Consider the following 14,606-nt stretch of genomic DNA (forward strand, 5'->3'; position numbering starts at 1 on the left):
AGGAAATAACTAGGCCTATTGTTGAAAATGAAGTCTAAAATGAAAGGTAACCCAGCTCCACAAGCCATTAACTGCGAGGGTTGTGGCGATTTATGTTACTTTAGAGGGGAAAATCCCTAGAACCCCTACTTCCTGAAGATTAATAATGAGTCAAATTTTATCTTGACTCCGTAGTTGGGTACGGGGTTTAAGCTTGTTTTACTAAAGTACGATAAGTAGAGTGAGTTATGTCAAAAAGTAATCCCAACTTTCCAATCATCGGCGGTGTTATTGCCGCTATTGGCGCTGGTCTTTGCTGCGCTGGTCCTTTCGTCTTGTTGCTGCTAGGCGTGAGTGGCTCCTGGATTGGTAATTTAACCTTGTTAGAACCTTATCGTCCCATTTTTATCCTGCTGGTTTTAGCCTTATTTGGCTTCGCAGGCTGGAAGGTCTATCGCCCCGTCGAGGACTGTGAGCCAGGCACCGCCTGTGCAGTTCCTCAAGTGCGAAAACGTCGGCAGGTGATCTTTTGGTTAACGGCACTGACTGCGTTGGTTTTAGTCACCAGTAATTATTGGATTGTCTGGTTCGCCTGATGACGATTTCTAACCTTTTATTTTGATTAAATCTTTATGGCTTGCTCTTGGAGAAAATTATGAAAACACTCGCCCTAATGTCCCTGTTCGTACTGACCAGCCTGAACGCTTTAGCTGCCCCGAAAACAGTTACTTTGGAAGTCCCAACCATGAACTGTGTGACCTGTCCCTTTACCGTGGAAAAAGCCTTACAAAAAGTCGATGGCGTCAGTAAAGCCGAAGTGACCTTTAAGACCAAACTGGCGGTGGTCACCTTCGACGACGAAAAAACCACGGTAAAAGCACTGACCGAAGCCACCACTAACGCGGGTTATCCGTCAACGCTCAAGGAGTAAAGCATAGAAATGCTAATACGGTTACTGACCCGGTTCGGCGATAAGATTAGCTCATTGGGCGCGCTGGTTTCTGCTATGGGATGCGCCATGTGTTTCCCGGCCATTGCCAGTCTGGGCGCTGCGGTAGGACTGGGTTTTCTCAGCCAATGGGAAGGTCTGTTTGTTAGCACGCTATTACCCCTGTTTGCCTGGATTGCCTTGGTACTCAACGGACTTGGCTGGTTCAGCCACCGGCAATGGCACCGTAGTGCGCTGGGTGTGGCCGGCCCCATTTTATTGCTGTTATCGCTCTATCCGTTTTTCCAGTACGGCTGGAGCAGCTATGTCACCTATTCAGCATTAGGCCTGATGGTTGCCGTATCGCTTTGGGATATTTTTTCACCGGCGAATAAACGCTGTGATGATGACAGCTGTGCTGTTTAACACGACGCAATGCCTGACTACTATTTGAGGAAAACGAATGATCTTACTATCGATAGAAGGGATGACCTGTCCAAGTTGCGTCGCCCACGTTAAAGAAGCACTCGATGCGATCGAAGGCGTTAATAAGGTTGAAATATCTTATGAAAACGCCAGAGCAACGATCACCACGAACGGTGGGGTCAGCGTAACCGTTCTCATTGGAGCAATAGAAGCTCTCGGTTATATCGCAAAAGAATCCACTGGCACTGCAAAAGAAATTACTTCACCGAACGACTGCTGTGACAACGAAAATGCAAGCAACACTGAAAGCAACCAAACTCAACACGTGGCGATTATCGGTACGGGTTCCGGCGCTTTTGCCTGCGCTATTAAAGCCGCTGAAGGTGGTGCCAAGGTCACTCTTATTGAGGGAGCCGATGTGATTGGCGGCTGTTGCGTGAATGTCGGCTGCGTACCCTCAAAAATTCTAATCCGCGCCGCTCAATTGGCTCAGCAGCAACGCAATAATCCCTTTACCGGACTGGAAAATCATGCGCCCCAATTGAGTCGAGCCTTGTTGACTCAGCAGCAGACCGCTCGGGTCGAAGAGCTGCGCGCGGCAAAGTACCAGAATATTCTGGAGACAAATCCTGCGCTTAGTTTACTTAAAGGTTGGGCGCAATTTAAAAATGCCAACACCCTGATAGTCAGAAAAAATGATGGAACCGAGCAGGCAGTTCACGCCGATAAAATCCTGATCGCTACCGGCTCCACGCCAACCATTCCTCCTATTGATGGTTTAACTGAAACACCTTATTGGACCTCTACCGAAGCGCTGTTTGCTCAGGAATTGCCGCAGCACCTGGTCGTGATTGGTTCGTCGGTTGTAGCGCTGGAAATTGCCCAGGCTTATCGCCGTTTAGGCAGTGAAGTCACCATATTAGCAAGACATACATTGCTTTATCGGGAAGATCCCTTGCTCGGTGAAAAACTCACCGGATGTTTTGAAAAAGAAGGCATTCGAGTATTAAACAGTACGCAAGCTACCAAGGTGACCCACGATGGAAGCCAATTTACATTGGAAACTAACGCGGGCGATCTACGCTGCGATCGTTTGCTGGTAAGCACCGGGCGACACGCCAATACTTGCCAACTCAATCTGGGCGCGGTGGGTATTACGACCAACAAAAAGGGCGAAATCGTTGTTAATGAACGCATGGAAACGAATGTTCCCGGTATTTACGCCGCCGGAGACTGCTGCAACATGCCGCAATTCGTCTATGTCGCCGCGGCCGCCGGTAGCCGTTCCGGCATCAACATGACGGGCGGATACGCCAAACTGGATCTATCCACCATGCCAGCAGTGATTTTTACCGATCCCCAGGTGGCAACTGTTGGGCTCACGGAAGAGCAAGCCAACGCACAAGACATTGAAACCGACAGTCGTGTATTGGAGATGGAGAACGTGCCGCGCGCACTGGCGAATTTCGAGACCGATGGTTTTATCAAATTGGTGACGGAAAAAGCCACTGGCCGCCTGATCGGGGCGCAGATTCTGGCGCATGAAGGTGGAGAACTGATCCAGAGTGCGGCGCTGGCGATCCGCAACCGTATGACGGTGACGGAATTAGCCGACCAGCTTTTCCCTTACCTGACTATGGTGGAGGGTTTGAAGCTCTGCGCCCAAACCTTTAACAAGGATGTCAAAGAACTGTCCTGTTGTGCTGGGTAACGAACTTGAGTTGATCCGTATTCATTGATGGAAATGGCATTTTTCATTCGTAGTACGAAAGTGCCAATCAATTTTTTGAGTATAAGTAAAAAAGCAGTCAATTTACTATGACCTTGTTTTTTTAGGGAGGATAGATGAGCGACCATCTGCAAATTCGTTTACCCAGTACCAATATTTTTTTTCGCTCAGGCTTAGTTCTCGACCGGTATCTTTCAGTTGTCTTTGAAATAAATGGATTAGTCCGCTTAAGCCTAAGAAGGCTAAACCGACACATAAAATTGTCCAACTCGCTTGCCAATATGCGATTGCTACAAGCATAGTGATGATGGCTATAAGTCCGATGGGATTACAGGTCGCTTTGAATCCCAAGTAGCTGAAAAAAACGACGGTGCAAATCAGAAATGGCAAAGCCGCTAACTTGGCAGATGCCGTTAATATTTCTGAGGGAAAAAAATGAGCCGCAGCCAAAGTCGCCAGAAAAAGCCCCAGTGATATAAACCAGCAGCGTGCTGGTAAAGATTTAAGTAATTTTATCATCTTAGTACTCTCAAAGTGCACGGGCGGTGCACAATCAAATCATGCATCAGCATGTTAGTTCTCAAAAAGTGCTCTAGTGGTTTGCTCGGCCATAATCTCGCACACAGGACATTTAAGCTGAATGCGCTGTTGAGATACCGTCAAATACAGACTACCGCATCGACACCGGTGTAAGGATGCAAGCTGTGATCTTAAATCACGAGCTAGAACCCAACCTTCATTGATGGTCAGTTTTTTCCAGGGGATCTCAGCTGGAAGGTCTGCCTCTTCTCTTGCAACCAAGTACGCATCGTAAGCCTTCATCAAAGCATCGATATTTAATTGCTTGTAGACATTATCACCACCAATATTGACATAAAGCGCCATCAGCAGGGAGCCTTCAACTAGGGCTCTTCTGCTTTTAACGATGGCATCAGATTCTGGCAATTGACCAGGACAAGGTGACTTGCCAGTCACTTCTTTGTGCAGTCTTCTGATAATGTGGATTGGCAAACCTGTATCGAGGGCGATAATGGTCGTTCGAAATCCGTACTTAATAAGCAGCGAGGCTCGGGTAAACAGCTCACTTTTGGACAGGTTATCAATCATGCATCCCCCTTGTTGTTTAGGGTTGATAATAAATAAGCGATTCTTGGGATACCTGTGCCTTTGCTCTTCACCATCTCAATCAGTTGGCTTTGGTTACCCCTTGGTTGAAACAGCATGAATGATGAGGTCGCCACTCGTTGCAGGTCGTCAACACCGGCATTAATCAGTGCATCCACCACGTCGCGTGTAAGTCCAAAGCGCAAGACCGCCTCTTGCGGATCAATTCGCGCTAATTCACGTGCTGCGTGTAGGTACGCCAAATTTAATTGATAGAAGTCTTGTTGATTGGTTGTCATTGACGGACCTCCAGTTCATGTAAAATATTGCGATAGATAGAAAGCACTCTTTGCCCATACCAGCGTGCACGCTCTTCGTTCCAACTGTGATAGCGGCCTATGCCAAGCTCTAAATCGTTTGGTGAAGACTTGATTGCTTCGGCCAAAATACTGGAGCCGACAGTAAGGTTGGTGATGGGGTCTAGCAGTTCAGCTGCTGAGCTCACTCGATGCCCATGCCAATGCAAATTGATTTGCATAAGGCCAATATCGAGCTGGTATTTTTCACTCTCTTGAAGTGCCTGGTTTAACAGTTGCTCCGCTTCTGTCTTAGATTTGGCGTAGGTTGCGTTTGAACCATTGCGAATTGCGTATGGCCATGGACTGGTCATGTTAAGACCTCGATGTGAGGCTGACTCAGCCAAGGCAACGGCGTAGAGCATGACTGGATCAATACCAACACTTTGTGCTGCTTTTTCCCACTGATAGCCCGGAAACGCATAGACTGAAGTGCTTGCGGACATGGCTATCACTAGGGCAACGGTTTTTGCTTTAATCGTTTTCATTTTTGTCCTCTAATTGATTTCCGAGAAGCGCCTGAATGGCTTTCGGGCTTATTCTTTTCAAAGGCACTGCGCTAAAATTGGCGATGCCTCTCGTGTAAACTTGTGCCGCTTTTGACCAGTCACCCACGGCAACAGGCGCTTGCATATCAAATCCTTTTTGCTGGTTCTGATGGTCTGCAATACCCTGTAATAGCCTTGGGTATTCACCCACTTCGTCCCGCAGCAAGTAAGCCTGGTAGCGTGTTAAAAACTCTTTTTGCTTAAAGGGGTATTCCCTGTCATCAACTTTGCAGAGTTCAACCCATCCCCCCATGTCTGAAATCACGCGGTGGATAAGTGCATCGTCAAACATCACGGATGTCCAAGCGCCAACCTGACGAACAGCCTTGTCAACTTTGTTCCAAGCAACCATGGCTCTTGAACCCGAGTTGCCATCGATATGCTTGATGACGTCAGCGGGCTTTGGAAAAAATTGCCCAGTATCCGGTGATTGAATATGCCGAGTCAGACCGATTCGCACTTCTTCAATGCTATAAGCACGAAGGGCTTCAAATGCGATGGATAGCAATTGCGGTGATACGCTTTTGCCATACATGGCCCAAGCGGCTCCCCAAACTTCAGCAAACTCGCGTTTATCAACCTCCTGCACTTGAACGAACCTCCCGAATACCTGGTCCGGCCCAGCTTTCAGCGATGCGACGATTGCTTTCTTCAATATTCAATTGGTGATTGCTGCCCTTTAGGCTCGTCGATGATTGCTGTACTTCATCAATGCGAACGTACTCGTCTTCCCATTGCCGGTTTAAAAGCCAGTTATGTGGCATAGGGGTCTTAGTCCGATCTTGATACTGCAATCGGTTGTCTCGTTGCTCTTTCCAGCGTGTTAGGACTTCCAAGGCGAGTTCATGATCTTCATTGAGGCCCATGCGCAGCCATTCTTCTTTGGCTTTCGCTTTTTTTTCTTTGCGTATTTGTACATCCCAGAAGTCTTCGAACTGTATCTGGTTAACAGTTTTAACTGTTGGCTTATTGCTTCTCTCAGAGTCATCCGACCGTTGAGAGTCCCTTACCGGGTTGCCATCAGGCATAAACAATGATGAAAATTCTTCTGGAAGCCGAGCTTGAAAAGCGGCGAGAGATTTCAAAAGCGATGCCATACCAACGAAGTCGGCAGGTACATCTTTAAGCAACCGAAAGGCTGCCTTACCTTGGTTTGGGTTTTCGATTGGGTTGTGCTTCAGAAAGCTTCGAATCAAAGTCCAACCAGATCCCTCGCAACGAATCAGGAACTGATCTTGTTCTAACTCATTTAGAGCCTTGGCAACCTGTTGCTCATCCCAGTTCAAGTCAGAAGCAACGTAACCAATCGGCAGTCGAAAGCAGCCAAGCAAATTACAATGCGGGCATGTAAGCAAATACAGTCCTAGCAACTTCGCTGAGTCACTCCAGGATAAAACATTTTGCTTTAGCCAAAAGCGGGTATAGACCTTGCCATAATCACGCATGGAGGTACTCGCTTTTGTGTTTACGTAAAATGCTGACCATTACTTGCCCTTAATCCTACTGGTTACTGGCTTTCAGCTCGCTTGGGCATTCGGGGTAGATGTCCGGTCTTAACTGAGATCGGGTTACCTGTCCTTGCGTAGCTTGTTCGATGGGTAAAACGAATTCAGCGGGAACACGCCCTGATTTATTCAACCAAAACCAGACGTTTTGCTGTTTTGAGTTGATGGCTCGTGCTAATGCTGATTGCCCGCCGACCAAGTCAATGGCACGGCGGAGATGTTTTTGTGTCGTGTTGAACACTTCCATACCGTCTCCTGTTACAATAATAACTGTTACAAGATTGAATGTTACAGTTTAAACTGTAGGTAAGTCAACAGTTAAAATTGTTGAAAGGCTACAGTTTTATTTGTAGAATACGGGCTTATGAAAACTTTATCCGAACGACTAAACCATGCCTTGCAGCTTACTGGGGTGACTCAGTCTGAGTTGGCTCGTCGCATTGGTATCAAACAGCAGTCGATCAGCCAGATTTGCTCTGGTAAATCGGCTAGGTCTCGTTACACCATGCAGATCGCGGAGGCGCTTCGCGTGAATGCTCATTGGCTCGCCACAGGTGATGGCGAGATTGGCTTGGGGGTCGGTAATGTAGAAGTAGGGCCTGACATTAAAGGGAGTATTCCTCTTATTAATTGGGTTCAGGCTGGGGATTGGACTGAAATAGCGGAGGGATTTGCCTTTGAAGATGCAGAGGAGTGGCGTGAAGTCACTGGGAAAGCACATGAAGGTTGTTTCGCGCTTCGCGTAAAAGGCGACAGTATGGAAAATCCAAGCGGCAAAAAATCAATACCAGAAGGTGCTGTTATAGTTGTAGATCCTGATGCTCCTTACTCATCTGGTTCATTGGTTGTAGCGCGGCTTGATGATTCAAGAGAAGCAACCTTTAAACAATTAGTCTTGGATGGTGAGCAAAAATATTTGAAGCCTCTCAATCCACAATATCCAGCAATACCGATCAACGGCAATTGCTCAATTATTGGCGTTGTTAAACAAGCTATCATCGATTTTTGGTAGCGAAGGAATTTGTGGTTTAGCCACAGTTGTTCATGAGCTGAAGAAGCAACGATTGCAAACAGCTACAACTGAGCATTGGCGCACGCTGAGAGTAAATGGTAACCGATTAGATAACCATTGATTGTTTATAAAGTCAAGATCAGCGAAAATAGCGACCAATTACGATTAACACGACGGATTTGACAAGCGAAGAACTGAAAAGAGAGTACTTCCAAAAGTGTGTACAAATCCGTGTACAAACTAAAAGAATTTATACATGGCAAACCAAGATTTTCTCAATGAAATCAATAAGCGAAGGACCTTTGCTATCATCTCTCACCCGGATGCGGGTAAAACAACGATCACTGAAAAAGTGCTTTTGTTTGGGAATGCGCTACAAAAAGCCGGAACGGTAAAAGGTAAAAAGTCAGGTCAGCACGCTAAGTCTGATTGGATGGAGATGGAAAAGGAGCGCGGTATTTCCGTGACCACTTCCGTGATGCAGTTCCCCTATAAAGATCACCTAGTAAATCTACTTGATACACCAGGGCACGAAGATTTCTCTGAAGATACTTATCGGACATTGACCGCTGTGGATTCTTGCTTGATGGTGATTGATGCCGCAAAAGGGGTTGAAGCACGAACCATTAAGCTGATGGAAGTCACTCGATTACGTGACACCCCCATTCTGACTTTCGTCAACAAGTTAGATAGAGATACTCGTGATCCCATCGACTTATTAGATGAAATCGAAGATGTAATGAAAATAAAATGCGCACCTATTACTTGGCCCATCGGCATGGGCAAAGAATTTAAAGGTGTTTACCATTTACTCAGAGATGAAACCATTCTGTATCAAACCGGTATGGGACACACCATTCAAGAAGAAAAAATTATAAAGGGCATCGATAATCCGATGTTAGACGAAGCCATTGGTAGTTATGCAGAAGAAATCCGTGAAATGCTAGAGCTAGTCAAAGGTGCTTCACATGAATTTGATATGCAAGAGTTTTTAGATGGTGAACTGACCCCCGTTTATTTTGGTACAGCACTGGGGAACTTTGGTGTTGATCATATGTTAGATGGCTTAGTGGAATGGGCACCCAAACCCCAGGGCAGGGAGTCTAATAATGGACTTGTAACCTCTGAGCAAAATAAATTCAGTGGATTTGTGTTTAAAATTCAAGCCAATATGGATCCTAAACATCGAGACCGTATTGCATTTTGCCGAATCGTGTCTGGTAAATACGAAAAAGGCATGAAAATGCACCAAACTCGGATCGGCAAAGATGTGCGTATATCTGACGCCCTCACATTTTTAGCTGGAGATCGGGCTTTATTAGAAGAAGCCTACGCCGGCGATATAATCGGGTTACACAATCACGGTTCGATTCAAATCGGCGATACTTTCACCTGGGGAGACAAATTCCGCTTTGCAGGTATTCCTAATTTTGCGCCAGAGTTATTTAAACGCATTCGATTGCGCGATCCATTGAAACAGAAACAACTGCAAAAAGGTTTGATTCAATTATCTGAAGAAGGTGCTGTGCAAGTGTTCAGACCGTTGGTCAATAATGATTTGATTGTGGGCGCGGTGGGTGTTTTGCAGTTTGATGTGGTCGTGGCTCGTTTAAAAGCCGAATATAATGTGGATGCGTTGTATGAGCATGTGAATGTTAGCACTGCACGTTGGGTCTACAGCAAAGATGATAAAAAACTGGATGAATTTAGACGCAAGGCTGAGGTTAATTTAGCCCTCGATGGCGGTGATAACCTAACCTACATTGCGCCTACCATGGTAAATTTAAATTTATCTCAAGAGCGTTATCCTGATATAGAGTTCCATACTACTCGTGAACACTAATTTTTAAAGAAACTAAGTTTAAATTATGAATTTACATACTGTCTTACTAGACCGTTTTAAAGCAGCATTAGTTGCAATAGGTGCGCCTGAGAACTCTCCAGCACCACTAGCCAAAAGTACCCGTCCAGAATTTGGGGAATACCAGTTTAATGGTGCGATGGCGTTAGCAAAAATATTAAAGCAAAAGCCCAGAGATATCGCCTCGAAAATTGTTGAGGCGGTAAAATTAGATGATGTCGCCGAAAAGCTGGAAATTGCCGGCCCAGGGTTTATCAATATTCACCTAAACCCCAACTGGTTGGCCACGCAATTGCAAAGTGCTTTTACTGATGAGCGTTTAGGTGTGGAGAAGCAAGAAGCGAAAACCGTTGTGGTTGACTATTCTTCTCCTAATCTCGCCAAAGAAATGCATGTAGGGCATCTACGCAGCACTATTATCGGTGATGCCGTTGTCAAAGCCCTTGAGTTTATGGGCCATAATGTTATTCGTCAGAATCACATGGGCGACTGGGGGACTCAGTTTGGCATGTTGTTAGCGCATCTAAGTGACAAAATAGCGTCTAACCAGGTAGCTGAAACTGCGCTATCTGATTTGGAAGACTTTTATCGTGAAGCTAAAGTTAGGTTTGACGAAGAGCAAGGGTTTGCTGATCGTGCTCGACAGTATGTTGTGAAACTGCAAGGTGGTGATGCCCATTGTTTATCATTGTGGAAAGATTTTATTGATATCTCAATTAAGCACAGTGAAGAAGTCTACAATAAGCTAAATGTCTCCCTTACCCGCAAAGACATTATGGGAGAGAGTGCCTATAACGATGATTTGAAGCCAACCGTTGATGAACTTATTGAAAAAGGTATTGCAGTAGAAGATCAAGGTGCGCTAGTTGTATTCATCCAAGAATTGGCCAATAAAGAGGGAGATCCTGCGGTATATATCATTCAAAAATCTGGTGGGGGCTATTTATATTCAACCACAGATCAGGCCGCAATTCGCTATCGTTGTCAAACGTTGGGTGCTGACAGAACCTTAATATTTACTGATGCTCGCCAGGCGTTGCACTTTAAACAAACTGAAATTGTAGCGCGTAAAGCGGGGTTCATTGGCCCTCAACAAACATATGAGCACTGTCCATTTGGAATGATGTTAGGGCAAGACGGCAAACCCTTTAAAACACGCAGTGGTAGCACCGTGAAGTTAGCTGATTTGTTAGATGAAGCGGTTGAACGGGCTGAAAAATTAATGGCTGCCAGAAAATCTGATTTTAGTGCTCAAGAACAGCAAGAAATTGCTGAAAAAATTGGCATTAGCGCAGTTAAATACGCAGATTTAAGTAAAAATAGAACCACTGATTATATTTTCAACTGGGACTCAATGCTAAGTTTTGAAGGCAATACTGCGCCTTATATTCAATATGCTTACACCCGAGCGAATAAAATATTCAACGATGGGGCCGACGACACAAGCAAGTTTGTTGCTAATATTGATCTGCAAAGTCCTCAGGAACGCAGTTTGGCGGTGAAGCTATTGCAATACGTTGAAGCGTTAAACTTACTTGTTAATGAAGCGACGCCTCATGTTCTGTGTAGTTACTTGTATGATTTAGCCAGCAGCTTTATGACATTTTACGAAGCTTGTCCAATATTCAAAGAAGGCGTAACTGAAGAACAAAAAAACAGTCGAATCGCACTCTCTGCTTTAACGGCTAAGACCATTAAATCAGGGTTAGAATTGCTTGGTATCAGCACCTTAGAAAAAATGTAACAGATAAAAGCAGGGGAATTTGAAATGGTTAAAATAGTGGCGTTTAGCGGCAGTGGTCGTCGTGATTCAGTGAACAAAAAGGTGGTTGCTGTAGCTGCTAAGGGAGCTGAAGAAGAAGGTGCTCAAGTGACCATAGTGAATTTAGAAGATTTTAACCTGCCTTTTTTTACAGAAGATTTGGAAGCTGAAAGAGGCATGGATCCCAATGCTCAAAAATTCAAAGCGCTTTTAATCAATAGTGATGGGTTTTTAATATCTTCACCCGAGTACAACAGTTCTTACAGCGCGCTGTTTAAAAACGCCATAGATTGGGCGTCACGTAAAATTGAAGGGGAAACACCATTGCAAGCTTATCGAGGAAAGGTGGCTGGTATTATGGCGGCATCTCCGGGAGGATTGGGCGGGATGCGTGTGTTGGTTACCTTACGCATGCTAATGGAAAATCTAGGCACTATGGTTTTACCAGGGCAAATAGCCATAAGTGATGCTTTTTCTAAATTTGATGACAATGGCAACATTACGGATGAAGCCACAGAAAAGGCGTTGAAAAATATTGGTAAAACCTTGGTGGAAACCTGCCGCAAACTTAATCACTAATTATAAATATTTGAATTCACATTGACGGTATAATTTATACCGTCTTAATCCTTCTCAACATCTGTCCAAACGCCGCTAAATCCGGTAGAATCCTCGCCCTAATTTAAAATACGCAAATAAGATTTATGTTTGAAATCAATCCTATACAAAATTTGCTAGCAGACGTTAGAGAACGTACTGCTTTGCTTCGGGGGTATCTTTGACTTCGATCTTAAAAAAGAACGATTAGAAGAAGTTAGTCGCGAGTTAGAAAGTCCTGAGGTTTGGAACGAGCCAGCCCGTGCTCAAGCTTTAGGTAAAGAGAAGGTAGCCTTAGAGCAAGTTGTTGAAACTATTGAAAAACTTGATCAGGGTACAGAAGATGTTGAAGGCCTGCTTGAATTAGCCGTTGAAGCTGAAGATGAAGAAACCTTTGATGAAGCCCAAGCTGAACTTGATCAGCTTGTTGAGCAATTAGAGTTGCTTGAGTTTCGTCGCATGTTTTCAGGCCCTAACGATATTAATGATTGTTATCTTGATATCCAATCGGGTTCGGGCGGCACCGAAGCTCAAGATTGGGCGAATATGATTTTGCGCATGTACTTGCGCTGGGGAGAAGCTCATGGCTTCAAACCAGAATTAATTGAAGTCTCTGATGGCGATGTCGCTGGGATCAAAAGTGCCACTATTCGATTTTCCGGTGAATATGCATTTGGTTGGCTGCGCACTGAAACAGGAGTACATCGTCTGGTCAGAAAGTCGCCTTTTGACTCAGGTAACCGTCGTCATACGTCATTTGCTTCAGCCTTTGTGTATCCTGAAATTAATGATGATATCGAAATTGATATTAATCCTGCTGATTTGCGTATCGATACATATCGTGCATCAGGTGCTGGTGGGCAGCACGTCAACCGTACTGATTCAGCGGTGCGGATTACCCATTTACCAACAAATATTGTTGTGCAATGTCAAAACGACCGTTCACAACACAAAAATAAAGATCAGGCTTTTAAACAGTTAAAAGCGAAACTTCACGAATACGAAATGCAAAAGCAGAACGACGAAAAGCAAGCCATGGAAGACAGTAAGTCCGATATAGGTTGGGGCAGTCAAATCCGTTCTTATGTGTTAGACGATTCGCGGATTAAAGATTTACGAACGGGTGTTGAAACCAGAAATACCCAAGCCGTTTTAGATGGCGATTTAGATAAATTCATTCAGGCCAGCTTAAAGTCTGGCCTTTAACAAATAGAGTCTTTTTACAGATTTAAACACTTTCAGGAAAGTCGATGACTGACATTCAGCAAGATGAAAATAAATTAATTGCGGAACGCCGCAGCAAGTTAGAGCAAATTCGTAGCGAGTGTAACTCGAATGGTTTTCCAAATTCATTTAGACGTGAGTTTTATAGCCAAGATCTACAAGACGAATTTTCCGATCACGAAAAAGAAGCCCTTGCTGAACTAGGCAAAGTGGTTAGTATCGCTGGGCGTATACTTGCTAAACGTGGTCCATTTTTATTGCTACAAGACATGACTGGGCGTATTCAATCTTACGCAGCAAAAGATACCCAAAAAGATATTAAAGCGAGATACGGCAGCTTGGATATTGGTGACATTATTGGCGTTAAGGGTGTATTGCATAAATCAGGTAAAGGCGATTTGTATGTCAACATGGATGAATATCAATTACTGACAAAGTCTTTGCGACCGCTACCAGAAAAGTTTCATGGTCTGGCTGATCAAGAAACTAAATATCGTCAGCGTTATGTGGATTTGATCACCAATACACAAACCCGTGATACCTTTATGATCCGCAGTAAAATTGTGACAGGCATTCGTAAATTCTTAACCGACAGAAATTACATGGAAGTTGAGACACCTATGCTTCAAGTTATTCCTGGCGGTGCCACAGCTAAACCTTTTGTGACTCATCATAACGCCTTAGACATTGATATGTATTTGCGTATCGCCCCAGAGCTCTATTTGAAGCGTCTTGTGGTGGGTGGTTTTGAACGTGTATTTGAAATTAACAGAAACTTCCGAAATGAAGGTTTATCCACACGTCACAATCCTGAATTTACGATGCTTGAGTTCTATCAGGCCTATGCTGATTATCATGATTTAATGGATTTGACCGAAGACATGTTGCGTACGTTAGCTCAAGATGTATTGGGTAGCACTATTATTAAAAGCACTGAAAAAGACATTGAAGGCAATGTTATCAGTGAGGTTGAATATGACTTTGGCCAACCTTTCGAACGTTTAACCATGAACGACGCGGTACTAAAATATTGGCCTGAAGCCAACGAAGCGGCAATTAAAGATCCAGAAAATCATTTGGATGAATTAAAAGCCATGGCGAAACAACTGAAAATTAAAGAGCCTGAAGTCGATGGTATTTGGGGAGCGGGTAAATACCTGTGTGAAATCTTTGAAGCAACAGCGGAAGAGAAATTAATCCAGCCTACATTTATCACTGCTTATCCCTGGGAAGTTTCGCCTCTGGCTCGTCGTAACGATGAAAACCATTTTGTTACCGACAGATTTGAGTTTTTTGTTGGAGGACGTGAATTAGCCAATGGTTTCTCGGAATTAAATGATTCAGAAGATCAAGCTGCACGCTTTAAAAAGCAAGTAGAAGAAAAAGATGCTGGAGATGATGAAGCCATGCACTTTGATGAAGACTACATTACTGCACTTGAGTATGGTCTTCCTCCTACCGCTGGTGAAGGCATTGGTATTGATCGCTTAGTGATGTTATTCACTGATAGTCCAACTATTAAAGATGTCATTTTATTCCCACATATGAGACCACAGGGCTCGCAGGAATAATTCG

At 44.4% G+C, this 14,606-nt stretch carries 17 protein-coding genes; 10 read left to right on the top strand and 7 right to left on the bottom strand.

Going from position 1 to position 14,606, the window contains the following annotated elements; genetic code table 11:
* The first annotated feature begins 227 nt into the window (after window positions 1-227).
* The 4 genes from ACYVIL_RS08240 to merA are packed head-to-tail and all read left to right on the top strand — an operon-like array spanning window position 228 to window position 3,044.
* Complete coding sequence (locus ACYVIL_RS08240; protein WP_028867974.1) at window positions 228-575, top strand: mercuric transporter MerT family protein; 348 nt, start codon at window positions 228-230, stop codon at window positions 573-575.
* 59 nt (window positions 576-634) lie between these two features.
* Complete coding sequence (merP, locus tag ACYVIL_RS08245) at window positions 635-910, top strand: mercury resistance system periplasmic binding protein MerP (RefSeq protein WP_028867975.1); 276 nt, start codon at window positions 635-637, stop codon at window positions 908-910.
* Window positions 911-919: 9 nt separating this feature from the next.
* Window positions 920-1,333, top strand: a complete 414-nt coding sequence (gene merC, locus ACYVIL_RS08250) for an organomercurial transporter MerC (protein ID WP_154622165.1) — start codon at window positions 920-922, stop codon at window positions 1,331-1,333.
* 37 nt (window positions 1,334-1,370) lie between these two features.
* Entirely contained in the window at window positions 1,371-3,044 is a 1,674-nt protein-coding gene (merA, locus tag ACYVIL_RS08255) for a mercury(II) reductase (RefSeq protein ID WP_191867310.1), read from the top strand.
* A 105-nt stretch (window positions 3,045-3,149) separates the two neighbouring features.
* Here the strand turns inward: merA and eexR are convergent, their stop codons facing one another.
* Genes eexR through ACYVIL_RS08290 form a run of 7 tightly spaced genes read right to left on the bottom strand, consistent with a single transcriptional unit; the run spans window position 3,150 to window position 6,816 of the window.
* Complete coding sequence (eexR, locus tag ACYVIL_RS08260) at window positions 3,150-3,581, bottom strand: entry exclusion protein EexR (RefSeq protein ID WP_040132805.1); 432 nt, start codon at window positions 3,579-3,581, stop codon at window positions 3,150-3,152.
* A 54-nt stretch (window positions 3,582-3,635) separates the two neighbouring features.
* Window positions 3,636-4,169, bottom strand: coding sequence for a FlhC family transcriptional regulator (locus ACYVIL_RS08265; RefSeq protein WP_000566753.1), 534 nt, complete (start codon window positions 4,167-4,169; stop codon window positions 3,636-3,638).
* Entirely contained in the window at window positions 4,166-4,465 is a 300-nt protein-coding gene (locus ACYVIL_RS08270) for a flagellar transcriptional regulator FlhD (RefSeq protein WP_000210563.1), read from the bottom strand. Before ACYVIL_RS08270 ends, ACYVIL_RS08265 begins: the two co-directional genes overlap by 4 nt.
* On the bottom strand, window positions 4,462-5,010 hold the full coding sequence (locus ACYVIL_RS08275; protein ID WP_000848909.1) for a lytic transglycosylase domain-containing protein: 549 nt from the start codon (window positions 5,008-5,010) through the stop codon (window positions 4,462-4,464). Before ACYVIL_RS08275 ends, ACYVIL_RS08270 begins: the two co-directional genes overlap by 4 nt.
* On the bottom strand, window positions 4,997-5,659 hold the full coding sequence (locus ACYVIL_RS08280; protein WP_001158521.1) for a DUF6475 domain-containing protein: 663 nt from the start codon (window positions 5,657-5,659) through the stop codon (window positions 4,997-4,999). The genes ACYVIL_RS08275 and ACYVIL_RS08280 overlap by 14 nt, the downstream gene beginning before the upstream one ends.
* Window positions 5,646-6,515 (bottom strand): hypothetical protein, encoded by an 870-nt coding sequence (locus tag ACYVIL_RS08285; RefSeq protein WP_191867311.1) that lies wholly within the window; start codon window positions 6,513-6,515, stop codon window positions 5,646-5,648. The genes ACYVIL_RS08280 and ACYVIL_RS08285 overlap by 14 nt, the downstream gene beginning before the upstream one ends.
* Window positions 6,516-6,570: 55 nt before the next feature.
* Window positions 6,571-6,816 carry a helix-turn-helix domain-containing protein gene (locus ACYVIL_RS08290; RefSeq protein WP_435786256.1) on the bottom strand — a complete coding sequence of 82 codons (246 nt, stop codon included), beginning with the start codon at window positions 6,814-6,816 and terminating at the stop codon, window positions 6,571-6,573.
* Window positions 6,817-6,939: 123 nt separating this feature from the next.
* On the opposite strand from ACYVIL_RS08290, the gene ACYVIL_RS08295 reads away from it, so the two are divergent.
* The 6 genes from ACYVIL_RS08295 (at window position 6,940) to lysS (ending at window position 14,602) form a co-directional block, all read left to right on the top strand.
* Window positions 6,940-7,587 (top strand): LexA family protein, encoded by a 648-nt coding sequence (locus ACYVIL_RS08295; RefSeq protein ID WP_015066602.1) that lies wholly within the window; start codon window positions 6,940-6,942, stop codon window positions 7,585-7,587.
* 256 nt (window positions 7,588-7,843) lie between these two features.
* Entirely contained in the window at window positions 7,844-9,430 is a 1,587-nt protein-coding gene (gene prfC, locus ACYVIL_RS08300) for a peptide chain release factor 3 (RefSeq protein ID WP_460312163.1), read from the top strand.
* Window positions 9,431-9,455: 25 nt separating this feature from the next.
* Window positions 9,456-11,192 (top strand): arginine--tRNA ligase, encoded by a 1,737-nt coding sequence (gene argS, locus ACYVIL_RS08305; protein WP_460312164.1) that lies wholly within the window; start codon window positions 9,456-9,458, stop codon window positions 11,190-11,192.
* A 24-nt stretch (window positions 11,193-11,216) separates the two neighbouring features.
* Window positions 11,217-11,789, top strand: coding sequence for an NADPH-dependent FMN reductase (locus tag ACYVIL_RS08310; RefSeq protein WP_303476505.1), 573 nt, complete (start codon window positions 11,217-11,219; stop codon window positions 11,787-11,789).
* Window positions 11,790-11,914: 125 nt separating this feature from the next.
* Window positions 11,915-13,013 (top strand): peptide chain release factor 2 gene (gene prfB, locus ACYVIL_RS08315; protein ID WP_303476504.1). Its coding sequence is split into 2 segments (ribosomal slippage): window positions 11,915-11,989 and window positions 11,991-13,013, totalling 1,098 coding nucleotides; the frame shifts between segments, so codons are not numbered across the junction.
* A gap of 44 nt (window positions 13,014-13,057) precedes the next feature.
* Complete coding sequence (gene lysS / locus ACYVIL_RS08320) at window positions 13,058-14,602, top strand: lysine--tRNA ligase (protein ID WP_460312165.1); 1,545 nt, start codon at window positions 13,058-13,060, stop codon at window positions 14,600-14,602.
* Window positions 14,603-14,606: the final 4 nt, after the last annotated feature.

The sequence above is a fragment of the Aliiglaciecola aliphaticivorans genome (genome assembly GCF_054782055.1).

Excerpts from the sequence above, each read along its gene's own strand:
- ACYVIL_RS08240 (WP_028867974.1), top strand. The coding sequence starts at position 228 with ATGTCAAAAAGTAATCCCAACTTTCCAATCATCGGCGGTGTTATTGCC.
- merP (WP_028867975.1), top strand. The coding sequence starts at position 635 with ATGAAAACACTCGCCCTAATGTCCCTGTTCGTACTGACCAGCCTGAAC.
- merC (WP_154622165.1), top strand. The coding sequence starts at position 920 with ATGCTAATACGGTTACTGACCCGGTTCGGCGATAAGATTAGCTCATTG.
- merA (WP_191867310.1), top strand. The coding sequence starts at position 1,371 with ATGATCTTACTATCGATAGAAGGGATGACCTGTCCAAGTTGCGTCGCC.
- eexR (WP_040132805.1), bottom strand. The coding sequence starts at position 3,581 with ATGATAAAATTACTTAAATCTTTACCAGCACGCTGCTGGTTTATATCA.
- ACYVIL_RS08265 (WP_000566753.1), bottom strand. The coding sequence starts at position 4,169 with ATGATTGATAACCTGTCCAAAAGTGAGCTGTTTACCCGAGCCTCGCTG.
- ACYVIL_RS08270 (WP_000210563.1), bottom strand. The coding sequence starts at position 4,465 with ATGACAACCAATCAACAAGACTTCTATCAATTAAATTTGGCGTACCTA.
- ACYVIL_RS08275 (WP_000848909.1), bottom strand. The coding sequence starts at position 5,010 with ATGAAAACGATTAAAGCAAAAACCGTTGCCCTAGTGATAGCCATGTCC.
- ACYVIL_RS08285 (WP_191867311.1), bottom strand. The coding sequence starts at position 6,515 with ATGCGTGATTATGGCAAGGTCTATACCCGCTTTTGGCTAAAGCAAAAT.
- ACYVIL_RS08295 (WP_015066602.1), top strand. The coding sequence starts at position 6,940 with ATGAAAACTTTATCCGAACGACTAAACCATGCCTTGCAGCTTACTGGG.
- prfC (WP_460312163.1), top strand. The coding sequence starts at position 7,844 with ATGGCAAACCAAGATTTTCTCAATGAAATCAATAAGCGAAGGACCTTT.
- argS (WP_460312164.1), top strand. The coding sequence starts at position 9,456 with ATGAATTTACATACTGTCTTACTAGACCGTTTTAAAGCAGCATTAGTT.
- ACYVIL_RS08310 (WP_303476505.1), top strand. The coding sequence starts at position 11,217 with ATGGTTAAAATAGTGGCGTTTAGCGGCAGTGGTCGTCGTGATTCAGTG.
- lysS (WP_460312165.1), top strand. The coding sequence starts at position 13,058 with ATGACTGACATTCAGCAAGATGAAAATAAATTAATTGCGGAACGCCGC.